Below are 25,136 nucleotides of genomic sequence, written 5' to 3'. Positions count from 1 at the left end.
CGCCTCCATCTTTATATCAAATTTTGATTCTTAAATTTTTCTACAAGTCTTTGTGGCGTTAACGGAGCAACATTAAACTGAACTCCTGTAGCATTTAGCACAGCATTTCTAATTGCAGGTGCAATGGGTATTGCAGGCGGTTCTCCTAGTGCCTTGTTACCAAAAGGCCCTGACACATCATATGTTTGCGCAAACTGGGCTTCCAAATGTGGTGTATCCATAATAGTTGGAAATTTATAATCAAGTAAATTGTCATTAAGTAATTTACCAGTCTTTTCATTAAACAATAGCTGCTCACTTAAACCATAACCGAGTCCCATGCTCATACCACCATGTACCTGTGCTTTAGCAAGTGCTGGATTAAGAACTTTACCACAGTCATGAACGTTAATAACTTTAATAACTTTAATTTTACCAACGGGAATATCAACTTCAACATCGACAAAACATACTCCAAAAGAAAATGTATTCGATTTACATTGGTTCGTTTCCTCAGCTGTTATATGAACTGATCTTTCTACATTGTAAAGTGCATGCATAGCAACTTCTTTAAGTGAAGCTAAAACTTCACCAGTTTCCTTATTTATAATGTTATTATCTTTAAGATCAATGTTGCCTGATGGAAGTTTTAAAATGAAATTTGCATGTTCGATTATTTTTTCTTTGAGCTTTATAGCTGTTTTTTTAGCGGCCATCCCCGATACATAGGATTGCCTAGATGCATAAGCACCTGTGTCAAAGGGGGTAATATCCGTATCTTGAGTTGATATCATATGGACATTTTCAATTGGAATATCTAGAACTTCTGATACCATTTGACTAAATACCGTATCTGCCCCCTGACCTATCTCTGTCGCACCCATTTGAACTTGAACAGAACCATCTTGATTAAGCACAATCCTGCAAGATGCTGTTTCGAGTGATATTGGATAAACACCTGTTGCATAACTAAATATTGCCATACCAACCCCTTTTCTTATGGGTCCTGTTTGATTTTGGTATTCTTTAAGTTTATTGTCCCACTCAATATATTTTCTACCTTTTTCGATGCATTCATTAAGACCATTACTATTGCATTTAACCTGATTATCAACAAAACCTACTTTCATAGCATTAAGTTTTCTTATTTCAATCCTGTCTAACCCAAATTTTGTTGCAATATCGTCCATATGGGATTCAAGCGCAAAAGTTATTTGTGGTATCCCATAACCACGCATGGCACCAGATGGAGGCATATTCGTAAATACTGAATACATATCACCTTTAGTTGCAACCGCATCTTGATATATCTGTTTAAATGCGTGGCCAGCTTTATTTGTTACACTATGTCCATGTGATGCATAAGCACCTTTATTCCCATATATCTCAACTTTTCTTGCAACAAATCGTCCATTTGGTCTTAGATAACTTTTTATTTTGATTTTCATGGCAGTACGCACGCGGGTATTAGCAAAATCCTCTTCCCGGGTCAGATCAAGTTTGACACATCTACCACCAACAACCTTACATAAATATGCATTAAGTGGTTCATAAAGAACATCTTGTTTATTTCCAAATCCTCCACCTATATATGGCTTAATAACTCTGATTTTACCCCAATCAACACCAAGTGCTTGACCAATTACACGTCTTGCAATATGAGGAATTTGAGTTGATGAAACAACAACAATTCTTTTTCCCTCCTCATATGCATAGGAAATTGGATTTTCAATCTGGCAATGTTTGACGGTCGGAGTTTCGTATTCCCCTTCAAAAACAATAAGTCCTTGTTCTTTTATCGCATTATCATAATTACCCATTTCATAATTTGTATGCGAAAGAATATTATCAGGGTAATCTTCATGAATTGCTTTTGCCCCTTCTTTTAAAGCAGCTTCAATGGACATTAATGGTTTATATTCATCATATTCAACTTTTATAAGATTAATTGCTCTTATTGCCGTTACACTATCTTTAGCAACTACAGCTGCTATGTCATCACCATAGTATCTAACTCTTTGATTAAGTAACTTCCTGTCCGCAATATCCGCATGACTAGGGTCAATTGAAAAAGGATGCCCAGCTGTTGGAAATTTAATATTAGGAACATCAAAACAAGTTACAATTTTTACAACTCCTAGGAGCTTAATTGCCTCTGTAATATCAATAGCCTTAACAAATCCATTAGCTATAGTACTATGAAGAACTTTAGCAACTAGAGAATTATTTAATTGAAAATCATCTGTATATTGTGCACGTCCAGTTACTTTATCAAAAGCATCAACCCTTTTAATACTTTTCCCAATACTCATGTTTTCCCTCCTTGTATACTAAGAGCTTTCACGGAAACTCCTTAGCTCCTGTGATTACTCATTTTTAGTATCATTAATTTTTGTTGATTCCCCCACTTTTTTTGCATAAAACACTTGACAAGCCTGTAAAATTTTGCGGTCCTCCTCTTAAAGACATGTTTTAATAGGAGGATTATTTTATGCTTAAAAATTGGAGCTCTCATGCTGATTATCAGCAATTTATTATTTTAAATCTCTCATGTTTCTACAAAGCTTTTCCTAAAAAAATTATAGAACTTGAACCTTCTATCTCTAAGTTGTATTGCTTAGACTTAGATATTCTTAGAGAGATATTAAAACCTTATTATTCTAATATTGGTAGACCTGCAACTCTTCAACCTGAGATATTTCGTTCATTTTCTTTAATGCTTTTTCAAAAGGAAACAAGCATTACCAACTGGGTTAAAAAGATTCATGCCTGTGAGTTACTTGCAACCTGTATAGGCTGCACTAAAAATAATGTCCCATCACTTGGTGCTCATTATGATTTTATCTCTAGATTATGGCTTTCAAATCTGTCTACCGACAGGGTAAACCTAAAAAAAATATATTCGTATAAGAAGAAACCCTCTAAAATTAAGGCACCCGGGAAAAATAAAAAGCTTCCTAATAAAAAAACTGGTGTTGTTAAGAGAATTTCAGATTTTTTTGAAGCTGGTCGCTCATTTTCCCTAAGAGCCGAAAGGCTGCTTCAAAAAATATTCTCATTAGTTGCTGTAGAACCCTCTTTTAATCTTAACTTAATAGAAAAAGATAACCTTACAGTTGGCGGCGATGGTACTTGTGTTCACTGTAAGTCTTCTTACTATGGTTCTAAAGTTTGTGACTGCCGTGAAAATGGAATTTACGATTGCAAATGCCCTCGTAGACTTTCTGACATAAATGCTAATTGGGGTTGGGACAGCCATGAAAATCGTTGGTTTTATGGCTACACTCTCTATGCTTTATCTGTCTATAATAAAAAATATAAGATAGATCTACCTATTTATCTACGATTTGTAGAGGCAAGCAGACACGACAGTGTCACTGGAATAGTAGCATTAGCTGAATTTAGAGAACTGTTACCGCAGTTCACTATATCAAATTATGTTCTTGACTCAGCTAATGATAACTACCCTACATATGAATTATGTTCTAAATGGAACATTAATCCCTTTATTGATCTGAACTCCAAAAACAAAGGAAATTCAAAATATCCAGTTACTCTAGATATTAATGAAAAAGGATTTCCTATCTGTATTGGTGGCCATGAAATGGTCTATAACGGTTATGAAAAAAGTCGTTCACGCCTTAAATGGCGTTGCCCTTTAGTTTTAAAAAAGGTTGCTAGTTGCTCTTGCTGTGAACAGTGCTCACCTTCACCTTATGGGCGAGTAATCTACACTAAACCATCATGGGATTTGCGGTTGTTTACTCCTGTGCCTCGCGGCTCAAAACAATGGAAAACTATTTATAAAACTAGAACCTGCTCAGAACGTATAAACAATCGTATTCTAAATGATTATAAAATTCATACTTTACGAATACATGGTAAAAAACGTTATTCATTTATGACTATGATTGCTGGAATTAATATTCATCTAGATGCAAGACTTAAAGTTTCAGGTTTTAGTATTTTAAATTTATTAGAGTAGCTGTTTGACAATTAAGTACTTTTTTCTGAAAATTCCTGCATCGTGTAGGCTTGTTTGCTATACCTATTTTTATTCCTAACTGCTCTCTGAACATAAAATTTATAGCACTATAATGACTCTATACATAATTAAGTTTTACATATTAGTTTCCGTGACTACTCACTAAATGTGTCATTATTATATTCAATAACCTCTTATTTGATTTTTTATTGTGAAATTGTTTTTGAATCTAAGTTTGAATCTAGCTTAGCTGGTAATTCTTCTTTTAATATAAAATTAAGTAATAGAGCTGACACTGTACCCGCACTTATACCTGAAGAAAAGAAACTTTTAACTACCGACGGCATACTACTTAAAAAATCTGGCCTTACAGTAACCCCTAACCCTATTCCAATTGAAATAGCAAGAATAAGCATATTTCTATTGTTAAGTTCTACAGCTTTAATAGTCTTAATTCCCGCTGATACTATCATTCCAAACATTATAATACCTGCACCACCTAAAACCGGACTTGGCATAATTGCAATCAGGGCACCAATTTTAGGAAATATACCTAATCCCATTAAAATAATTCCAGCAACAGCAACTACAAATCTACTTGCAACTTTAGTAAGTGGTATAAGCCCCACATTTTGTGAAAATGATGTATTAGGCCCCGCATTAACAAATCCTGCTATAAGAGACCCAACACCATCAGCAAGTATACCTTTTGAAAGTTCTTCTGATGTTACCTCTTTTCCCGATGCTTCACCAACAGCCATAAGACATCCTACCGTCTCAACAGTTGTTACTAGATATGCTGTAATAAATGCAGCAAATGCACTGAGCTTAAAGGTAACACCATATTTGAAAATTGTTGGAAATGCAATCCAGCTAGCATTTGTAATTGCTGAAAAATCAAGCATTCCTAATGGAAAACATATTGCGTATCCAAATACCAGACCAATTATAACTGATGCAGAAGAAATGAGTCCTTTACCGTATCTATTTAATAAAGCAATTACTAACATAACCGCAAACGCTATACATACATTCCTTACGCTTCCATAATCTTTAGATCCGACTCCACCAGCAGCCCAATCTATTGATACAGGTATTAAAGTTAAACCAATTAACATAACAACAGTTCCCGTTACAATTGGCGGAAAAAATTTCCTTAGAGGTTTAATAAAATAACTTAAAAAAATCTCAATGAAAGATCCCATTATTGTTGCACCAAACATTCCCGGCAACCCGAAAGCAGAACCTACTGCTATAGATGGTCCAACAAATGTAAAATCAGTTCCCATAACACATGGAAGTTTAGACCCTACAGGACCAATTCCTTTGGCTTGAATAAATGTAGCGATGCCCGCTGCAAATAATGCAGCACTTACTAAAAATGCAATGTCTTTCACTGGTAGTCCTAAAGCACCTCCAACTATTAGTGGAACTGCTACAATACCTCCGAACGCCGCCATAATGTGTTGAAAAGCAAGTATGATTGTAATGTGGATTGGTGGTTTGTCGTTTATCTTATACAAGATACCATCGTTGTTTCTAGGTGAATTTACTGTCCTCATAGAATATATCCCCCTTTTATAATTAGAGCTTTCACGGAAACTCCTTAGCTCCTGTGATTACTCATTTTTAGTATCATTAATTTTTGTTGATTCCCCCACTTTTTTTGCATAAAACACTTGACAAGCCTGTAAAATTTTGCGGTCCTCCTCTTAAAGACATGTTTTAATAGGAGGATTATTTTATGCTTAAAAATTGGAGCTCTCATGCTGATTATCAGCAATTTATTATTTTAAATCTCTCATGTTTCTACAAAGCTTTTCCTAAAAAAATTATAGAACTTGAACCTTCTATCTCTAAGTTGTATTGCTTAGACTTAGATATTCTTAGAGAGATATTAAAACCTTATTATTCTAATATTGGTAGACCTGCAACTCTTCAACCTGAGATATTTCGTTCATTTTCTTTAATGCTTTTTCAAAAGGAAACAAGCATTACCAACTGGGTTAAAAAGATTCATGCCTGTGAGTTACTTGCAACCTGTATAGGCTGCACTAAAAATAATGTCCCATCACTTGGTGCTCATTATGATTTTATCTCTAGATTATGGCTTTCAAATCTGTCTACCGACAGGGTAAACCTAAAAAAAATATATTCGTATAAGAAGAAACCCTCTAAAATTAAGGCACCCGGGAAAAATAAAAAGCTTCCTAATAAAAAAACTGGTGTTGTTAAGAGAATTTCAGATTTTTTTGAAGCTGGTCGCTCATTTTCCCTAAGAGCCGAAAGGCTGCTTCAAAAAATATTCTCATTAGTTGCTGTAGAACCCTCTTTTAATCTTAACTTAATAGAAAAAGATAACCTTACAGTTGGCGGCGATGGTACTTGTGTTCACTGTAAGTCTTCTTACTATGGTTCTAAAGTTTGTGACTGCCGTGAAAATGGAATTTACGATTGCAAATGCCCTCGTAGACTTTCTGACATAAATGCTAATTGGGGTTGGGACAGCCATGAAAATCGTTGGTTTTATGGCTACACTCTCTATGCTTTATCTGTCTATAATAAAAAATATAAGATAGATCTACCTATTTATCTACGATTTGTAGAGGCAAGCAGACACGACAGTGTCACTGGAATAGTAGCATTAGCTGAATTTAGAGAACTGTTACCGCAGTTCACTATATCAAATTATGTTCTTGACTCAGCTAATGATAACTACCCTACATATGAATTATGTTCTAAATGGAACATTAATCCCTTTATTGATCTGAACTCCAAAAACAAAGGAAATTCAAAATATCCAGTTACTCTAGATATTAATGAAAAAGGATTTCCTATCTGTATTGGTGGCCATGAAATGGTCTATAACGGTTATGAAAAAAGTCGTTCACGCCTTAAATGGCGTTGCCCTTTAGTTTTAAAAAAGGTTGCTAGTTGCTCTTGCTGTGAACAGTGCTCACCTTCACCTTATGGGCGAGTAATCTACACTAAACCATCATGGGATTTGCGGTTGTTTACTCCTGTGCCTCGCGGCTCAAAACAATGGAAAACTATTTATAAAACTAGAACCTGCTCAGAACGTATAAACAATCGTATTCTAAATGATTATAAAATTCATACTTTACGAATACATGGTAAAAAACGTTATTCATTTATGACTATGATTGCTGGAATTAATATTCATCTAGATGCAAGACTTAAAGTTTCAGGTTTTAGTATTTTAAATTTATTAGAGTAGCTGTTTGACAATTAAGTACTTTTTTCTGAAAATTCCTGCATCGTGTAGGCTTGTTTGCTATACCTATTTTTATTCCTAACTGCTCTCTGAACATAAAATTTATAGCACTATAATGACTCTATACATAATTAAGTTTTACATATTAGTTTCCGTGACTACTCAATTAAATTATAAATAAATTTACAATAATGGAGACTGTATTTGTACTCTAGACATTGTGATAATTCAAAATACTACAAAGAAATGAATAATATAATCCTACTTACTATATTTATTACGCCTTTTTTTAGGATGCATACAATAAATATAGTTACCTTTCGTATACGTTTTCTAGATTCATTTAGAATATTTATAAATAACTAACGCTTTGTTATTTTTTTGTAAAAATATTGTTTTTTTTCCTATTATACCCTTCGTTAAGATTACCATCTTGATAAATAAAAGTCAATGATTTACAAAACTTTTAACCCCTTAGCTATTTCTGCAGCCTTGGCAAATGGACAAGAAATGGAATTGTTGCATTCCAATATAATTAAGGGCTGTGGTGAATGTTTAAAGCTATGTACAAAAAATACTAAAATCTAAAAAAGCACTGTCAATATTATTGAAACTCGATAATATTGACAGTGCTTTTACTATTTTTAATTTAAAATATTAATATGATTTTAGTTATCCTACATAAATTTTACTTTTGAGGTAGCTCATTATTCCCTAACTTGCCCATCTCCATATATAAGATATTTTGTAGTTGTTAACTGCTCAAGCCCCATTGGGCCCCTAGCATGAAGTTTTTGATTGCTTATACCTATTTCTGCACCAAATCCAAATTCTGCGCCATCTGTAAATCTTGTAGAAGCATTTACATATACACAAGAGGCATCTACTTGCATTAAAAATCTCTGCGAATTTCTATAATTATTAGTTATTATAGCTTCTGAATGTTTTGTTCCGTATTTAAAAATATGGTCAATAGCTTCTTCCATTGACTCAACAACTTTAATTGAAAGTATTAAATCCAAATACTCAGTATCCCAATCCGCGTAGATCGCAGCCTTCGCATCTTTAATAATTTGAATTCCTTTTTCACATATTCTAATTTCCACACCTAATCCATAAAGTCTTTGTGCAAGCCTTGGTAAAAACTCACTAGCAATATTTTCATGTACAAGTAGTGTTTCTACTGCATTACATACTCCCGGTCTTTGAGTTTTAGCGTTAACTACTATTTCTTCCGCCATACCTAAATCAGCCTCTGAATCCACATATATATGACAAATACCTAGCCCTGTCTCGATTACTGGTACAGTAGCATTTGCTATAATGGCTTTTTTAAGTCCAGCGCCACCTCTAGGAATAATTACATCTACGTAATCATTAAGCTTTACTAACTTATTTACTAATTCTCTATCCACCATTTCAATAAGCTGAATACACCCTTCTGGTAGTCCTGCGAAAGTAGCAGCTTTTTTAATAACTTTAGCTAAAGCCATATTAGTATTTATAGCCTCTGAACCTCCTCTGAGTATTATTGAATTACCTGCCTTTAAGCATAAAGCTGCTGCATCTACAGTTACATTTGGCCTTGACTCATATATCATACCTATAACGCCCAATGGAACTCTTACCATGGAAATATCTAAATCATTTGGTCTTTTCCATCTTTTTATTCCGTCACCTATAGGATCAGGAAGTGATGCAACATTTTTAAGTCCCTCAGCCATATTTTCAATTCTCTGCTGATTAATCATTAATCTATCCAGCATTGCAACAGACAAATTATTTTTCTTACCTAATTCCATATCCTTAATATTTGCTTCAATTATAGCGTTTTCACTGTTTATTAAAGCTTTTGCCATATGTAAAAGTGCATTATTTTTCGCATTAGTGCTAGCAGTAACCATGATTCTAGACGCATCTTTAGCACGTCTGCCTATATTTATAATATAATCTTCAAAATTCAATTTTTCTCCTCCTTGGCGCTTTATAGCATAGATAACAGCTATGCTATTACAATGTGTATCCTATTCTATCTCCCGCTCATGGTTTTTGTATTTCTTTCGAATAATGTCCCTACTTCACGACCTTCTAAAATATCATTAATAATATTAGGTTCAGAGCCTTCCGCAATAATCATAGAGGCATTTGCAGCTACTACAATTTCTGCTGCCTTAATCTTAGTTGCCATACCCCCAGTTCCAAGATTTGACCCTACACCTTCTGCAGATTCCTTAATTTCATCAGTTATCTCAGATACATTATAAATGATTTTCGCATCAGAATTTGTCCTAGGGTTTGAGTCGTACAATCCATCAATATCAGAAAGTATTATCAATAAATCCGCACCTATTAGACTTGTTACCATTGCAGATAATGTGTCATTGTCTCCAAACATTATTTCATCAACGATTACAGCATCATTTTCATTTACTACAGGTATAACCCCCTGAGATAATAACGTCAAAAACGTATTATGGGCATTTAGATATCTTGTATTATCTACGATATCCTCTTTTGTTAAAAGAATCTGTGCTATAGTCTTTCCATACTCTGAAAAAAACTTTTCATACATGTGAATTAAAATGCCTTGACCTACAGCGGCCGCTGCCTGCTTTTCTGGTATTGTTTCCGGCCTAACCGTAAACCCTAATTTCCCCATGCCTGCTCCTATAGCCCCAGAGGTGACTAGTACAACCTGAATTCCTTGATTATGAATATCTGCCAATTGTCTTATAAGATTTTCAATACGTTTAAAATTTAATAATCCTGTAGAGTGGGTTAATGTTGAAGTTCCTACCTTTACCACAATTTTTGTTACACCTTTTAAATATTCTTTTCTACTGTTCATATAACCACTCCCCATCTCATCCTAATATTTAATTTAATTTTCTGTTTTTATAAATTTACCATACTTTTTAAAATTTTAAAAGATATTTTATACATAATACTAATTTAATTTTACACCATATAAATTACCAGGGTTAATTAATTTATAAAATTTTGATTTTTAGGATGAGGTTATTTAAGTAGAGTTTTGTATCATAGTGAATTTAATGATATAATTAATCTATTGTCATTAGCCATCTAAAAAATAGACTATCATGCTTACTAGTTATTTTTTTAAGATGCCTTAGTTAATGACTAAATAAAAAATGTAAAGTAGGAAGATTAAAATGAGAAATGCAAAATTAGAAAGAGCAATAGTTAGAATAGATAATGAGATTTCCGCTATGAACATAGCTAAGAAATACTTATCAAATTTAGATGAAATTAAAAATGTACAACACACTTTAAATAATAAAAGACAGCTACTCGCGGACGAATTGTATGTTGAAGACAAAAAATGTTATGAAAAGTGTTGTGACGTTATAGACGACATGCTAGATAAAGAGCTAGGAAAAGAAGACCAAATAGAATTACTTGAAATGATTAGGGAAAATTTCGGAAGACAATCCCCGAACGTAAGCAAGAAAAGTAGTGGCCTTAATGCCTGGTTAAAAGAACTTTGCATTGAATACCATTGGATTAAAAATGAAGAAACTGATTGGGATATGGTTGTTATTACCGGATTTGGGTTATATGAATAATTACCAAATTTTAGATTACAACTAAGTCCCTAATTATAATTAACCGCCATGTTGAGTCAACATGGTGGTAATTGATTTATAATAAAAAACTGCTTATAAAATAAGCAGTTTTTTATATTTCCTTTATTTACTTACCACTGGAACCCTTTTAGCATCGTCTTTCTTCATTTTCTTATTATTATCACCTTTAGGCTGAGCTTGCGGTCTACTCATTCCTTTTTTCGCCATAATTTTTCCTCCTTAAATTTATTTTAATATGCCTCATTACCTTTATTATCTTTTACATATTATTTTGTTTAATACTAATACATTTTATTATTTATTCTTTCCTCTAATTTTATCATTAATCTGTATGACTTCCTCTTCATTTAAACTTGTTAAGTTTAAAATTTCAATCATGCCCTTGCCTTCTTCAAGCAAATTTTTTATATTTTCAACTTCCTCTTCATGCTGACCTTTTGGCAATTTTGTTTTTTTCATAAACTTTTATTTACCTCCTCTAAACTTTAATAAAATATTGTAATATCTTATTTTTACCTAGAAGATAACTTTTATTCTAAAACTATTAAATATGAAGATAAAATGTGAATACATTATAATCCATATTTAATAATATGTAGACTATATTCTATATATTTTATAGTATTAATAATCTCATATTTGTAAAATATATTAACATATTATTAAAAAGGGAGGTCTTTTAATATGCGTGAAGGATTAATTCCAACTATGTTAGGTGCAGTTGTTACTACGGCTGGAGCATCATTTTCAAAAAACAGTATGAATAAAAAAAATAAGCTTCCTATGATTGAAGCAGGTGTTATTGGCTTCGGGCTTGCTCACATTGTGTTAGGAGCAATTGATTTGGTTGAGCACAGACGATAACTTACTTTGTTACATTTGTCTAAATATTAAAAAGTCTTTCTAATTTCAAAAAAATAATTTAGAATAAACGAAAAAGCTGATTAGAAATTTTACTTTCTAATCAGCTTTTTTATAGTATCTAATCTCTAAATTCCCCATAAAACCCTTTTACAATATTTACTAATTAATGTTATAATAGTATTAGTATAATAATTTCATTATAGATTGCGTAGTTTATATGTAGTCTATGTATAGATAAAGTAAAATCAATCGGTGTAGCATGTGTTACACTAGATATACATAGGAGTTGTTTATATGATTTTAATTAAAAATGCCAATATACACAGTATGGCAAATAAGGATTTTGAAAATGGAATGATTTTAATCGATCATGGTAAAATTATTGCTATTGCAAATGACGTAAATCCACCCCGTAACGCAGAAATTATCGATGTTAAAAATAAGTTTGTTATGCCAGGAATGATTGATGCACACTGCCATCTTGGAATGTGGGAAGACGGAATGGGCTTTGAAGGTGCTGATGGTAATGAGGCTGTTGACCCAGTTACCCCTCATTTAAGAGCAATCGACGCTATTAATCCTATGGACATATGTTTCAAAGATGCAATCGACGCTGGAATAACAACCGTTGCAACTGGTCCAGGTAGTGCCAATGTAATTGGTGGACAGTTTACGGTTATTAAAACCTATGGAAATAGAATTGATGATATGATTGTAAATGAGTGTCTTGCTATGAAAGTAGCCTTTGGTGAAAATCCTAAAAGGGTATATCATGCTCAAAAAAAATCCCCCAGCACAAGAATGGGCACTGCTGCTATTTTAAGAGAAAATCTTATTAAGGCAAAGATGTATATAGAAAAACAAAATAAAGCCTTAGAAAATCCTGATAAAATGCCTGAATTTGACATGAAAATGGAAGCTTTAGCAAAGGTTATAAAAAAAGAAATACCTCTAAAAGCTCATGCTCATAGAGCTGATGATATCCTTACTGCTCTTCGAATCGCAAAGGAATTTAATATAGATATAACCCTTGATCATTGCACAGAAGGCCACTTAATTATAGATTATTTAAAAGGAGGCATTCAAAAGGGTGTAATATTAGGTCCTTCGCTTTCTAATAGATCAAAAGTAGAACTTAAAAATCTAACTTTTAAAACGCCTGGAATTTTATCAAAAGCAGGTATAAAAGTAGCCATAATGACAGACCATCCTGTTATCCCACTTCAATATCTCCCAGTATGTGCTGGCATTGCATCAAGAGAGGGTATGGATGAAGAAGAGGCCCTTAAGGCAATAACTATAAATGCTGCAGAAATACTTGGCATAGATGGCATTGTTGGAAGCTTGGAAATTGGAAAGGATGCCGATATTGTTATATATAGTGGACATCCCTTTGATTTAAGAAGTAAAGTAGCATTGGTAATGGTTAATGGTGAAATTGTAAAAAATGAAATTTCAAAGGAATTTTAAAGGAATTTTAAAGGCTGTCAACATAATATTTATGTTAACAGCCTTTATTTTGTAAAGAGATTTAAAAGAAATTTTATATATTAATGTTGCTTTTTAATTCTACCTTTTTTGATGCAATCAAGAAAATTACCATTGCCGCAATTGCTCCTATAATCCCGATCATGTATGAAATATTTTGTGAAAGTTTAAACCCCTCTGGGGCAATTAAGATGTAAGAAGTACATACGGCTGTCATAAATGTAGCCGGCACCGTTGCCATCCAGTGTTTTTTACCCATACTAACCATATACATACCCGCTGTCCATAATACTATAGTAGCTAAAGTTTGATTAGACCATCCAAAGTATCTCCATATTATTGCAAAATCCATCTTAGTTAATATGAATCCTACCACAAATAGTGGAATACTAATTACAAATCTGTTTTTAATAGGACCTTGACTAAATTTAAATGCATCAGCCAAAGTTAATCTTGCACTTCTAAACGCTGTATCACCAGAAGTTATAGGACATGCTACAACCCCGAGTATAGCCAAGATTCCACCAACTTTTCCAAGCAAACTAATTGAAGATTCGTTTACTACCCATGCTGCTGTATGACCACTAATTGCCATAGTAGCATTTAACTGGTCTACTCCTCCAAAGAAACTCATTGCTGCCGCCGCCCAAATTAATGCAACTATACCTTCCACGATCATTGAACCATAAAATATTTTTTTACCTTGTTTTTCACTACTTATACACCTTGCCATCAAAGGCGATTGAGTTGCATGGAACCCCGAAATAGCCCCACAAGCAATAGTTATGAATAACATAGGAAATATTGGATTTTTATCTGGATTTGAATGCATATTAACCAAATTTGATAGTGTTACTTCTGGAATATGGTATCCACCAAAGATTAAAGCAAAAGCAATACCAACTGCCATAATCAACAAACAAAATCCAAATATAGGATATATTTTTCCAATAAGCTTATCTATCGGAACCATTGTTGCCAGTAAATAATATGCGAATATTATATAAACTAATAGTTGAAAATTCATACCTGTTAAATCTTTTAATATACCTGCTGGTCCAGTTACGAAAACTACTCCTACTAGTATTAAAACTATTACTGAAAACACTCTCATAAAGTTTTGAAATCCTTTACCAAGATATTTTCCTACAACTTCAGGAATACTTGCACCATCATGTCTTACTGATAGCATACCCGAAAAATAATCATGAACTCCACCTGCAAAGATGCATCCGAAGACAATCCACAAAAATGCAACCGGGCCCCACATTGCACCTGCAATCGCTCCAAATATAGGTCCTAATCCTGCAATGTTAAGAAATTGAATTAAGAAAATCTTCCATCCAGGCATTTCAACAAAATCTACACCATCCGCTAGCCTTACAGCGGGTGTTTTAATTGACTCGTCTGCTCCAAAAGCTTTTTCTATAATTGTGCCGTAAATAAAATAACCTGCTATAAGCGCTATAATTGCTAAAATAAATGATACCATTTGAACTCCCCCTAATTATTTATCAACTAAATTATAATGTATTTTTAAGAACTGAATACGCTTTCATACATGAAACGACAAAAAAAGCACATAAAGTGCTTTTATATACCCATTGTTTGTAAATTTGCAATATATGGTCTATATTTTATAAAAAGTCCGTTAATATACTATTTTGTAACAATCATCTTTATTTTCATATGCCTTAAATCATCTCCTGCGGAGCTGCAACAGCTTCGCAGAAGACGCATTGACGACTTCAGAAGGAGATTTATACTCCCACTGAAGTTTTATATTTGTTAGGGCAAGTAACTCCTACTTATAGTAGGTACTCCCGCTTATAGAAGTAGGAGACTTTCCTTCTGAAATGTCGTTAAACTAAATGTTATATATTAACGTTACTTTTTACTTCTACCTTTTTTGCCGCACTCAAAAAAATTACCATCGCTGCAATTGCTCCTATAATCCCAACTGGGTATGAAATACTTTGAGAAAGCTTAAATCCCTCTGGTGCAATTAAAATATAGGAAGTACATACCGCTGTCATAAATGTAGCTGGCACCGTTGCCATCCAATGTTTTTTACCTATACTAACCATATACATACCTGCTGTCCATAACACTATAGTAGCTAAAGTTTGGTTAGACCATCCAAAGTATCTCCATATTATTGCAAAATCCATCTTAGTTAATATGAACCCTATCACAAATAGTGGGGTACTAATTAGAAATCTATTTTTAATCGGGCCTTGATTAAATTTAAATGCATCAGCTATAGTTAATCTTGCACTTCTAAATGCTGTATCACCAGAAGTTATAGGACAAGCTACAACTCCAAGTATAGCCAATACTCCACCAACTTTACCAAGTAACCCAATTGAAGATTCATTTACTACCCATGCAGCTGTATGATCTTTTATTGCCATAGTAGCATTTAACTGGTCTACTCCTCCAAAGAAGCTCATTGCTGCAGCTGCCCAAATTAATGCAACTATACCTTCTACTATCATAGCACCATAGAATATTTTCTTACCTTGTTTTTCACTACTTATGCATCTTGCCATTAAAGGCGATTGAGTTGCATGGAAGCCTGAGATAGCTCCACAAGCAATAGTTATAAATAACATAGGAAATATTGGGTTTTCACCTGGGTTTGAATGCATATTCATTAAATTAGCTGGTGTTACTTCTGGAATATGGTATCCTCCAAAAATTAATGCACCAGCAACACCAACTGCCATAAATAACAAACAAAAACCAAAAATAGGATATATTTTCCCTATAAGCTTATCGATTGGAAGCATTGTTGCCAGTATATAATATGCAAATATTATATAAATTAATGTTTGAAAGTTCATTCCTGTTAACCCTTTTAAAATACTTGCTGGTCCAGTTACAAAAACCACCCCTACAAGTATTAAAAGTATTACCGAAAACACTCTCATAAAGTTTTGAAAACCTTTACCGAGATATTTCCCTACAACTTCTGGTATACTTGCGCCATCATGTCTTACTGATAGCATACCTGAAAAATAATCATGGACTCCCCCAGCAAAGATACATCCAAAGACAATCCACAAAAATGCTGCTGGCCCCCACATTGCACCTGCAATTGCCCCAAATATAGGACCTAACCCCGCTATGTTAAGAAATTGAATCAAGAAAATTTTCCAGGCGGGCATCTGAACAAAATCTACACCATCCTCTAGCCTTATAGCTGGAGTTTGAATTGTTTCATCTGCCCCAAAGGCCTTTTCTACAATTGTACCATAAATAAAATAACCTACTATAAGGGCGATAATTGCTAAAATAAACGATACCATTTTAACTCCTCCTCAATATTTATAATTACATTTCAATTTATTAACATAATTATATTATATTGACATAATTATAATATATTATTAAGAATTAAATACAGTTTTATACATGAAAAAACAAAAAAAGCGCATGGAGTACTTTTATATGCCCATTAGTTGTTTAAACTCAATTATATTATTTCTACTTACCGGTATATGTACTTCTTCACCTTGCAGTTTTAACATAAAGGTATTGTTAAACCATGGAATTATTTCAGTTATTTTATCAGTATTTATAATATATGATCTATGACCTCTAAAAAAGAATTCTTCTGGAAGCTTTTTATAGAACTCAGAAATGCTACAATTTATATTGTATTGCATTCCTTTAATATAAATTAATGTTTCTCTTTCTCTTGCTTCACAATAAGAAATATCAATCATACTCCTCACCATCATTTTATTATCTTTCCAAAGTGTTATTTTATTATTTATACTTTTTTTATCGAAAAATTTCTCAATATTTTTTAATGTACTAACTATACGCTCTTCTGAATACGGCTTTAATATATAATCATAAGCCTGAATTTCAAATGCATCTACAGCATAATCTTTATGAGCCGTAATAAAAATGATAAGGTAATGTTTCGGGAAGTGATTAATAATTTTACCTAATGCCATTCCATCTAATTTAGGCATATTGATATCCAAAAAAATAATATCCGGTTTGTTTTGCTCAATAAACTCTAATGCCTTAATAGAATCATCAAATTCATCCATTATTTTTATACTACTGAAATTATTTATGAAGTACTTTAGCTCCTCTCTTGAAGGATATTCATCATCAACAATAATACAATTCATATCGTCACTCCCTTATTTCCCTCACATTGAAATTGATTCTAGTACCACTCGTAAGTCTTTCTATCCTTAATCCTTCACCATAAATATACTTTAATCTATTATGAACATTTGACATGCCTATTTTATTTTCTTCCATTTTACCTTCATAGACTTTTTCTATAATCTCTTTTGAAATTCCAACTCCATCATCTTCAATTACTATTGTAATGTCACCAGCCGCAATTTTTTTAATTTCAATTGTCACGCTGCCGTATCCTTTCCCCTCTAAAATACCATGTTTAATAGAATTTTCAACTATTGGTTGAATGATCAGATTTGGAATCTTGACATCTAAATCGTCTTCAATATCATAAATTACATGAAGTTTTTCTCCAAACCTTGCTTTTTCTATCTCTATATATGCTTTAACCTGCTCTAGTTCACGGTAAATATCTACGAGATTTTCTCCTGTTTCTAAATTATATCTCAAGTAAGTGGATAAATTTATAATTAACTCTCTTGCACGGTTAGGATCAAGTCTAATAAATGAAATTATAGTATTTAGTGCATTAAATAAAAAATGAGGGTTTATCTGAGCTTGTAACGCCTTTATTTCAGCCTTATTTGCCATATTCTTTAGCTCTCCTAATTTACTAATTTCTAATTGAGTAGAAATTAGTTGGGATAATCCTACGGCTAAGTTTATATTTCTAAAGGAAATTGCATCCTCGCTGCAATAATATATTTTTAATGTTCCTATCATTTCGTCTCCTTCCTTCAAAGGAGCAATGATTGCGGATTTCAAATTGCACTTAACATTAGGACAATCTATCTGTTTTGCATTAGTTAAAGAAAGTAAGTTTCCCTCTCTAATAACTTTTTTTGTAGCTTCTGTTACAATCCGTTTTCCTCTTATATGATGATCAGCTCCTACACCTACATGAGCTAATATATACTCCTTATTTGTTATAGATACTGCATCTGAATGAATTGAATCTTTTATTATTCCACATATCTCTTCAAATGAATTTTCTTGCATTTTTCTAAAATATGGCAATGTTTTATTAGCTATTTCCAAAGCTATTTGTGCTTGTTTTGCTGCGATTTCTTCCTTTTCCTTATGTATTTTTTGAATTATTAATATTAAAATTGCGATTCCTATGGCATTTGTAAAGCTCATAGGTAAATATATACTTTCCACAATTGTTAAGGCCCTACTAAAAGGATGTGCCATCACAAGTATTAAAATCATTTCTAACGTTTCAATTAGAATCCCACCAATTAGCCCATACAACCACTTGTTATTTTCATTTGATTTTTTATATATTATACTTGCAACTATTCCTGAAATTATAGTTACGATTGTACAAGGTATTGATGTAATCCCTCCTACATCTACTAGTAGCCTGTGGATTCCAGCTATAACCCCTGCGAGTATTCCTACAAAAGGACCACATAATATTCCCCCTGCCATTACTCCAATAATTCTAGTATTAGCAATCGCTCCATTAAACTCTGTTCCCGTATAGGTCCCTAAAATTCCAAATGTTCCAAAAATTATTGAGAGCATAATTAGATCTTTTTTTTTGAACTCATCTTTTTGAACGATCCTCTTAAAGCTCCCTATCCTAGAAACAAAAAAAGCAATAAGAATCACATACCCTAAATTATTAGTAAGATTTCTTAACAATTCGATCATACATATTAACTCCATTTCACCCAATATATCTAAAAATAACTAGCTTAGTCTATTTTTCACACATGATTAAAGAAGGCTTTATAAATAGTATATACAACATTCTATAATATATAAAGATATATTATCTATGCTATAATTACTATAAGGTTATTTTTAATTAATACGAAATGTTGGAATACTTTAAATAGCCTTTATACATTATTCTATTAATTGTAAATATACACCTAGGTGATAACTACAGGAGGGTCTCTAATGCGAATGATTTTTTTTGATACAGAAACTACTGGCATAAGGCCAGGTAATATATGTCAACTAAGTTATATCCTTGTTGATACTAATTATAAACCAACAAAAACAATAGGTAAAAATATCTTCTTTACAGTAGATTATATAGAGCCATCTGCGCAAGATGTGCATGGTTTCAGTGTAGAGGCTTTATTTAAACTAAGCAATGGCAAAACTTTTGAAGATTCTCACGAAGATTTTATTGATGACTTTTTAACCGCAGACATTCTTATAGGACACAATGTTAATTTTGATATAAAATTTTTAACTCATGAACTTGAAAGTTGTGGGCATAAGCTAAATCTTAGCCATACTTTTTGTACAATGAAATATTATAAAGATATATGCAAACTTCTTACTTCAAGAGGTGGATATAAAAACCCAAAATTATCAGAAACTATTAAATTTCTTAAGTTAAATGAGACTCATATAAATTTAAAAAGCAATGAATATTTTGGAGATACTTCAAATTTTCACGATGCTAGATTTGATACCACTGCAACCTATTTGCTAGTTACAGAAGGTATTAAGAAAGGCTTTATCCCTAAACATTATTTTTCAAAGCTTGTTAAATAATTTATAATGAAAAGATAGAATAATCGTACATTATTCTATCTTTTCAAAGAGTTTTTCAAATCCACTCCACATCTCCATATTAACTTTTTTAAGATTTACAACTCTAAATTTTTCATTAACAAAAGCATGAGTTGTACTGCCTTTAGCTAAGATTTTCCCGTCATTTTCTCTAATAACATTATAATTGAATATTACCTTAGCCCCATTTAGCTCTTTCATGAATGTTTGAATTATAATTATATCTTCATATTTTGCACCTTCTATGTACCTACAAGAGCTCTCTACCACTGGTAACATAATATTATTTTCTTCCACCTGTTTATAGGTCATGCCTATTTCTGTTATATACTCCGTTCTACCTACTTCAAACCAAGCGTAATAATTTGAATGATGCACAATCGCCATTTGATCCGTCTCTACATACCTTACTTTTAATTTCGTTTCATTGATATACATTTTCATTTCTCCAGTCTTCATTTGTATTAAACTCTAAACATTATTAGAATTCATATATTATACCATCGCAAAATATCCTTTTAATAACCTTATTATATACATATATTTGAATTGTATCACCCTTTTTCAAGTATAACTCTACAGGCAAATTAAGATCACATACAAAATTTCCTGATTTTATTTTTAGTTTTGTCCTGTGAATATGGTTTCTTCCCGCCAAATCTGCAATGTCTGCCCCTAATAGCAACCCCTGTCCTGAGGTCATGCTATCAATTTGTATTCTTGGATAATCAATAATCTTTGCAACCATAGGAATATCATTTCCTATTTTTTCATTACTAACATATACTGTATCCTCATTCATAATTATTGAATCATTTTCAATTATAACATTATTAATGTCCACCAAGAAATATGCATTGATTTCTTCATTTGGGATGCTTTTATAATGAAATTTTTCTTCACAACGTAATATTCTAAGATATACCAATTTCAACAATTCTTCATAGGTATTATCTTTAAATTTTCCAAATTCTTTTCTCATTACATTATCTATGCTTTTGCTTAATCTTGGTTCATTAATTTTCCCTAAAATGTTTTTACAGCCCAAAAAGCTAGCTAACTCCAATTTTATTTTGCTTTTATTAAAATTCTTCTCTTCCAACTTAATATCTGTGTTAGCAACCATAAATACACTTGTATATTGTGGATATGCAGCTTGAATAAACCCTAAATATTTCCTATTTCTATCGTATACATTAAAAGGCATATTACGTCACTTCCTCCTAAATTATTTTTAAATCATATAAAAAATATTCCATATTAATATTACACCTCTATTTAAAATTGTTAAATACAAATTTTACAAAATATTATTTTACTTAATTACTTAAAAAGGTAAAAATATCTCTACTATTTATAGTAACTTCCTCATGCAAATATTTTTATGATTATTAGGTTATATTATTATATAACCCTAATATAAAAGGAGGTAATACTTATGGACAATAATAAAAGTCACATGAAAACTGATAAAAAAACTAACGCCGAACTGAGAAAAATGTTCCCCCAAAGCGGTGGTGATATAGGAATTGAAAATGGCGTGAAAATTGATGCAAATAATGACAAATTGACTAAACGCTCTAAATTATCTCATAATAAATAATATTTTTATCGTTAGAAAAACTCCAGAATGTTTCTGGAGTTTTTTAGTTTGTAGTTTCCACTTCACTAGTTCCTTCTACATAAGGGTTATTCCTAGGTAAATTTAACTGTGACCTGCTCCAATAACAGATAACTTTGTGATAAGCATCTTAGTATTATGTTAGATTATACGAAAAAATAATATTACTTATTAATTTCACTACCTTATGCACTTTTACAATTCCCTAGAAAATAAGTGCAAAGCCCTATAAAACCAAAGTTTTATAGGGCTTTGCACTTATTTATACTATCTTCTAAAAGATGAATTATCATTTTGTTGTTTTCTTGCTCTTCTGCAATCAACACATCTTTGTGGTTCATTTTCAAATCCTTTTTCTTTGTAGAAAGCTTGTTCGCCCTCAGTGAATACGAATTCTTTCCCACAGTCTTTACAAATTAAGTTTTTGTCTTCCATTTTAAATATTCCTCCTTTTATTTGGAAATTAAAATCTAAATTTGATTAACAATAATTTCCTTAAAAGAGGATATGCTGTTTATCATATTAGATTCTCTAGATAGCAATTATTAATTACTATTATATACTTATATTAACATATTATGAATGCATGTACAATATTTTTTTACTTTTTTATACAATCATTTTTTTATATCATTATAAAATCATACCATAGTGAAATAATATTTATCTCTATCCTTTAAATCATCTCCTGGGTAGCTGCACAGCTTTGAAGAACTCCAGAAGGATATTTATAATCCCACTGAAGTTTTATTTTTGCTAGGGTAGTTACCTCCCGCTTATAGAAGTAGTAGACTTTCCTTCTGAAATGTGGTTAAAATGCAAAATTACCACTCTTAAATATAGGTATTTCTTTTCCATCTGCTGTAATACCTATTATTTGCAAATCTCCTGTGCCAACCATAAAATCTTCATGCACAAAGGAATCATTGACCCCTAGTTTTGCAAGTTCCTCACTACTTAAATTTTCACCATTTTTTATGCATACTGGATATGCTTTCCCAATAGCCAAATGGCAAGATGCATTTTCGTCAAAAAGTGTATTGTAAAATAGTATATTTGAATTTGATATTGGAGAATCATATGGTACTAAAGCCACTTCACCAAGATAATAAGATCCTTCATCGGTTTCAATAATGCTCTTTAAAATATCATAACCATTTTTTGCTTTAAAATCTACAATTCTTCCCTGCTTAAAAGTAAGTGAAAATTCTTCAATTAGATTTCCATTATAGTTTAAAGGTTTTGAGCTTACTACTATTCCATTAACTCCAGTTTTTTTAGGAAGTGTAAATACCTCTTCAGTAGGCATATTAGCTATAAACTCTATGCCCTCTGGGGTATAATCTGATCCTCCAAGCCATAAATGATTTTCTGGAAGCTCAATTTTAAGATCAGTACCCAATGAATTTTTATATTGCAAATATTTAAAGTTATTCAAATTTAAAAAGTCCATACTTTTTTTTAGATTGCTTTTGTGAGTTTCCCATGAAGCAACAGGATCCTCTGTATCAACCCTTACTGTTTTAAATATAGAGTTCCAAAGTTTTTCCATTGCCTTATCCTCTGATAGTTCTGGAAAAACTTTTTTTGCCCAGGATAAAGTTGGAATTGATGCAACACACCATACATTTTTATTACTCATAAGCCTATCTCTGTATTCTTTTATTGCAGTACTAGCTGCTTTATGTGCTTTTGACAATCTCTGCGGATTAACATCCTTCATAAGTTCAGGATCAGAGGCTGAAATACTTAAGAAAGCTGCGCCCATTCGTGCATTAGATAAGTAAAAATCTCTCTGCCATTCCGGATATTCTTCAAAAACCTCTTCTGGCGCATGCATGAATTTAATTTTTGAGGATAATTCATCCCTCCAATTTATAATTACTTCCCTAGCACCCTCTATATAAGCACTTCGAGAAACAATTCTAGTAAAAGACGCGCACTCTATAGGCGAGTTGATTACAAGTGTTTGATTCTTTTGAATGTTAATTCCTGTTTTTACCAATAAAAGAGCATATTTTTCTAATAATTCATTATTCATAATTTATTTTTAGCGAGTAAGTGTACAACAAGTACTCAAATTCACTAAATACTCACTTCCTTCCAATATCTCGTGTAGCCTTCTGCACGGATTGATTTTGCTTACTTTATTTATAATTTATTATTAGTACATCCAAGAAAATTATACCATAAAAAACAGCGTATGAAATCTAATGTTTAGTTTCATCTATCTGCTTTTCTATTTACTTCAATGATAATAATCTTTATAACCGCTATACTAGTAATATTATTATTATATAAAGATAATTATGAGAACTAAATTAAAACAATTATCTCAAAATAATCATATCTGACTTTTACTTAAATATAATTTATTTAAAAACATGAATTTTTATGATTTTGGTTATACTACATTTAAACCGATAATTATTTTACTAATAAGGAGGATTTTTCATGAAATCAAAAATTGTACTATTAACATCAGCTCTATTAACTGTATTGTTTGTAGGATGCGCTAAGCAACCTGCACCCCCAAAACAAACAACACCGCCAGAAACAACCCCAAATGTAGTAACCACAGCTTCAATAGTAAATACTACAGCTACTTTTGAAAAGGCTATAAGTAGCAAGGGGACATGGATTATTGCAATAACAAAGGATTTAGCTATTGATAAAGATCTTGTAGTTGATGGTGAGTATAAAAACGGTAAAAAAGATGATAGTGGCAAAGATATTATACAACGTAAGATAGCTCTATACAGCCAAGATGAGAATAAAAACATAACTGCTAGATTCACTTTAACTGTTCCAAAATTAACTATCAATAGTGTTAACGGCAGTATAGAACATGGGACTTTCAAAGGTGATCTTTATGTTTCTGCAAATAACTTTCAGTTAAAAGATGCTACCGTTGACGGAAATATATATTTTACTACTGATGAAGCTAAATCTACATTTAAAATGGATGCCAAAAGTAAATTGACAGGAAAAACGGAATTAAAAAAATAGTATAGTATCACAAATATTAAACCATTAAAAAATCGCGTTTTTTAATGGTTTAATTTTATTTTGAAATTTTGCAGGCATGTAGTTCTCTTTAACTACTTACAATTACTTATATATAAAACAATAAAGATTCTTTAGAAGTATGTTTTAAATTAGAAAAGGTAGTAACATAAAATGTTATTTTACATAATAATATATTGTGTATAACTTTTATAAGGAGATTTTTATGAAAAATTATTCAATGGACTGTAAAAACATGAAAGAAATGAATCCTACGATGCCTATGAATCAAATGGATCCCATGATGCATATGATGCCTATGAATCAAATGGATCCTATGATGCCTACGATGCCTATGAATCAAATGAATCCTATGATGTCAATGATGCCTATGACTCAGACACCAATGGATCCTATGATGCAGAACTGTATGATGCATATGATGCATATGATGTGTATGATGTGTATGATGCATATGCACCATATGATGCCTATGCCCGACAAAGACAATGTAAAAAAATAATTTTCTACTTAGATTCGAGCAAAATCATATGATTAGGCTAAGTCACATAAATAATCTAAGTGACTTAGTTTTTTGTTCTTCCATGCTTATTTTGCCATAATTTCCTTTCCAAATTCTTG

Annotated in this window: 22 protein-coding genes; 9 read left to right on the top strand and 13 right to left on the bottom strand. The window is 32.0% G+C overall.

Annotated features, from left to right (window positions below):
* Positions 1–11 precede the first annotated feature (11 nt).
* Positions 12–2,291, bottom strand: coding sequence for a xanthine dehydrogenase subunit XdhA (gene xdhA / locus ACWJKS_RS02885; RefSeq protein ID WP_462960383.1), 2,280 nt, complete (start codon positions 2,289–2,291; stop codon positions 12–14).
* Between the two features lie 179 nt (positions 2,292–2,470).
* Here xdhA and ACWJKS_RS02880 point away from each other — a divergent pair, with 179 nt between their 5' ends.
* Positions 2,471–3,964, top strand: coding sequence for a hypothetical protein (locus tag ACWJKS_RS02880; RefSeq protein WP_462959674.1), 1,494 nt, complete (start codon positions 2,471–2,473; stop codon positions 3,962–3,964).
* Between the two features lie 206 nt (positions 3,965–4,170).
* Here ACWJKS_RS02880 and ACWJKS_RS02875 read toward each other — a convergent pair whose 3' ends face one another.
* Positions 4,171–5,526 carry a nucleobase:cation symporter-2 family protein gene (locus ACWJKS_RS02875; RefSeq protein ID WP_462960382.1) on the bottom strand — a complete coding sequence of 452 codons (1,356 nt, stop codon included), beginning with the start codon at positions 5,524–5,526 and terminating at the stop codon, positions 4,171–4,173.
* Positions 5,527–5,708: 182 nt separating this feature from the next.
* On the opposite strand from ACWJKS_RS02875, the gene ACWJKS_RS02870 reads away from it, so the two are divergent.
* Positions 5,709–7,202, top strand: a complete 1,494-nt coding sequence (locus ACWJKS_RS02870) for a hypothetical protein (RefSeq protein ID WP_462959674.1) — start codon at positions 5,709–5,711, stop codon at positions 7,200–7,202.
* Positions 7,203–7,906: 704 nt separating this feature from the next.
* On the opposite strand, the gene ACWJKS_RS02865 is transcribed toward ACWJKS_RS02870, so the two are convergent.
* Together ACWJKS_RS02865 and proB are read right to left on the bottom strand one after the other, a co-directional pair.
* A complete protein-coding gene (locus ACWJKS_RS02865; protein WP_462960381.1) occupies positions 7,907–9,163 on the bottom strand; it encodes a glutamate-5-semialdehyde dehydrogenase in 1,257 nt (418 codons plus the stop codon).
* Positions 9,164–9,228: 65 nt separating this feature from the next.
* Positions 9,229–10,047: a glutamate 5-kinase gene (proB, locus tag ACWJKS_RS02860; protein WP_165412645.1), complete on the bottom strand. Its 819-nt coding sequence runs from the start codon at positions 10,045–10,047 to the stop codon at positions 9,229–9,231.
* Positions 10,048–10,372: 325 nt separating this feature from the next.
* On the opposite strand from proB, the gene ACWJKS_RS02855 reads away from it, so the two are divergent.
* On the top strand, positions 10,373–10,786 hold the full coding sequence (locus ACWJKS_RS02855) for a hypothetical protein (RefSeq protein ID WP_165412644.1): 414 nt from the start codon (positions 10,373–10,375) through the stop codon (positions 10,784–10,786).
* A gap of 315 nt (positions 10,787–11,101) precedes the next feature.
* Here the strand turns inward: ACWJKS_RS02855 and ACWJKS_RS02850 are convergent, their stop codons facing one another.
* Positions 11,102–11,266 (bottom strand): hypothetical protein, encoded by a 165-nt coding sequence (locus ACWJKS_RS02850; protein WP_165412643.1) that lies wholly within the window; start codon positions 11,264–11,266, stop codon positions 11,102–11,104.
* 225 nt (positions 11,267–11,491) lie between these two features.
* Between ACWJKS_RS02850 and ACWJKS_RS02845 the strand changes: the two genes are divergently transcribed.
* Entirely contained in the window at positions 11,492–11,671 is a 180-nt protein-coding gene (locus ACWJKS_RS02845) for an asparagine synthase (RefSeq protein WP_165412642.1), read from the top strand.
* Positions 11,672–11,965: 294 nt separating this feature from the next.
* On the top strand, positions 11,966–13,141 hold the full coding sequence (locus tag ACWJKS_RS02840; protein ID WP_462960380.1) for an amidohydrolase: 1,176 nt from the start codon (positions 11,966–11,968) through the stop codon (positions 13,139–13,141).
* Positions 13,142–13,214: 73 nt separating this feature from the next.
* On the opposite strand, the gene ACWJKS_RS02835 is transcribed toward ACWJKS_RS02840, so the two are convergent.
* From ACWJKS_RS02835 to ACWJKS_RS02820, 4 genes are all read right to left on the bottom strand, one after another.
* Entirely contained in the window at positions 13,215–14,651 is a 1,437-nt protein-coding gene (locus tag ACWJKS_RS02835; protein ID WP_462960379.1) for a carbon starvation CstA family protein, read from the bottom strand.
* 382 nt (positions 14,652–15,033) lie between these two features.
* Positions 15,034–16,470 carry a carbon starvation CstA family protein gene (locus tag ACWJKS_RS02830; RefSeq protein ID WP_462960378.1) on the bottom strand — a complete coding sequence of 479 codons (1,437 nt, stop codon included), beginning with the start codon at positions 16,468–16,470 and terminating at the stop codon, positions 15,034–15,036.
* Positions 16,471–16,608: 138 nt separating this feature from the next.
* Positions 16,609–17,310, bottom strand: coding sequence for a LytR/AlgR family response regulator transcription factor (locus ACWJKS_RS02825; protein ID WP_216303175.1), 702 nt, complete (start codon positions 17,308–17,310; stop codon positions 16,609–16,611).
* A gap of 4 nt (positions 17,311–17,314) precedes the next feature.
* On the bottom strand, positions 17,315–18,988 hold the full coding sequence (locus ACWJKS_RS02820) for a LytS/YhcK type 5TM receptor domain-containing protein (protein WP_462960377.1): 1,674 nt from the start codon (positions 18,986–18,988) through the stop codon (positions 17,315–17,317).
* 252 nt (positions 18,989–19,240) lie between these two features.
* Between ACWJKS_RS02820 and ACWJKS_RS02815 the strand changes: the two genes are divergently transcribed.
* Positions 19,241–19,849: a 3'-5' exonuclease gene (locus ACWJKS_RS02815; protein WP_462960376.1), complete on the top strand. Its 609-nt coding sequence runs from the start codon at positions 19,241–19,243 to the stop codon at positions 19,847–19,849.
* 30 nt (positions 19,850–19,879) lie between these two features.
* Here ACWJKS_RS02815 and ACWJKS_RS02810 read toward each other — a convergent pair whose 3' ends face one another.
* Entirely contained in the window at positions 19,880–20,305 is a 426-nt protein-coding gene (locus ACWJKS_RS02810; RefSeq protein WP_165412635.1) for an acyl-CoA thioesterase, read from the bottom strand.
* A 43-nt stretch (positions 20,306–20,348) separates the two neighbouring features.
* Complete coding sequence (locus tag ACWJKS_RS02805; protein WP_462960375.1) at positions 20,349–21,074, bottom strand: hypothetical protein; 726 nt, start codon at positions 21,072–21,074, stop codon at positions 20,349–20,351.
* Between the two features lie 231 nt (positions 21,075–21,305).
* On the opposite strand from ACWJKS_RS02805, the gene ACWJKS_RS02800 reads away from it, so the two are divergent.
* Complete coding sequence (locus ACWJKS_RS02800; RefSeq protein ID WP_165412633.1) at positions 21,306–21,470, top strand: hypothetical protein; 165 nt, start codon at positions 21,306–21,308, stop codon at positions 21,468–21,470.
* Positions 21,471–21,755: 285 nt separating this feature from the next.
* Here ACWJKS_RS02800 and ACWJKS_RS02795 read toward each other — a convergent pair whose 3' ends face one another.
* Positions 21,756–21,923, bottom strand: coding sequence for a zinc-ribbon domain-containing protein (locus ACWJKS_RS02795; protein WP_165412632.1), 168 nt, complete (start codon positions 21,921–21,923; stop codon positions 21,756–21,758).
* A 376-nt stretch (positions 21,924–22,299) separates the two neighbouring features.
* Positions 22,300–23,529 carry an aminopeptidase gene (locus ACWJKS_RS02790; RefSeq protein ID WP_187351415.1) on the bottom strand — a complete coding sequence of 410 codons (1,230 nt, stop codon included), beginning with the start codon at positions 23,527–23,529 and terminating at the stop codon, positions 22,300–22,302.
* Positions 23,530–23,942: 413 nt separating this feature from the next.
* Between ACWJKS_RS02790 and ACWJKS_RS02785 the strand changes: the two genes are divergently transcribed.
* Together ACWJKS_RS02785 and ACWJKS_RS02780 are read left to right on the top strand one after the other, a co-directional pair.
* Complete coding sequence (locus ACWJKS_RS02785) at positions 23,943–24,497, top strand: hypothetical protein (protein WP_165412631.1); 555 nt, start codon at positions 23,943–23,945, stop codon at positions 24,495–24,497.
* A gap of 223 nt (positions 24,498–24,720) precedes the next feature.
* On the top strand, positions 24,721–25,017 hold the full coding sequence (locus ACWJKS_RS02780) for a hypothetical protein (RefSeq protein WP_462960374.1): 297 nt from the start codon (positions 24,721–24,723) through the stop codon (positions 25,015–25,017).
* Positions 25,018–25,136: the final 119 nt, after the last annotated feature.

The organism is Clostridium sp. CM038, from assembly GCF_055081105.1.
This window is presented reverse-complemented; position numbering and strand designations above follow the sequence as displayed.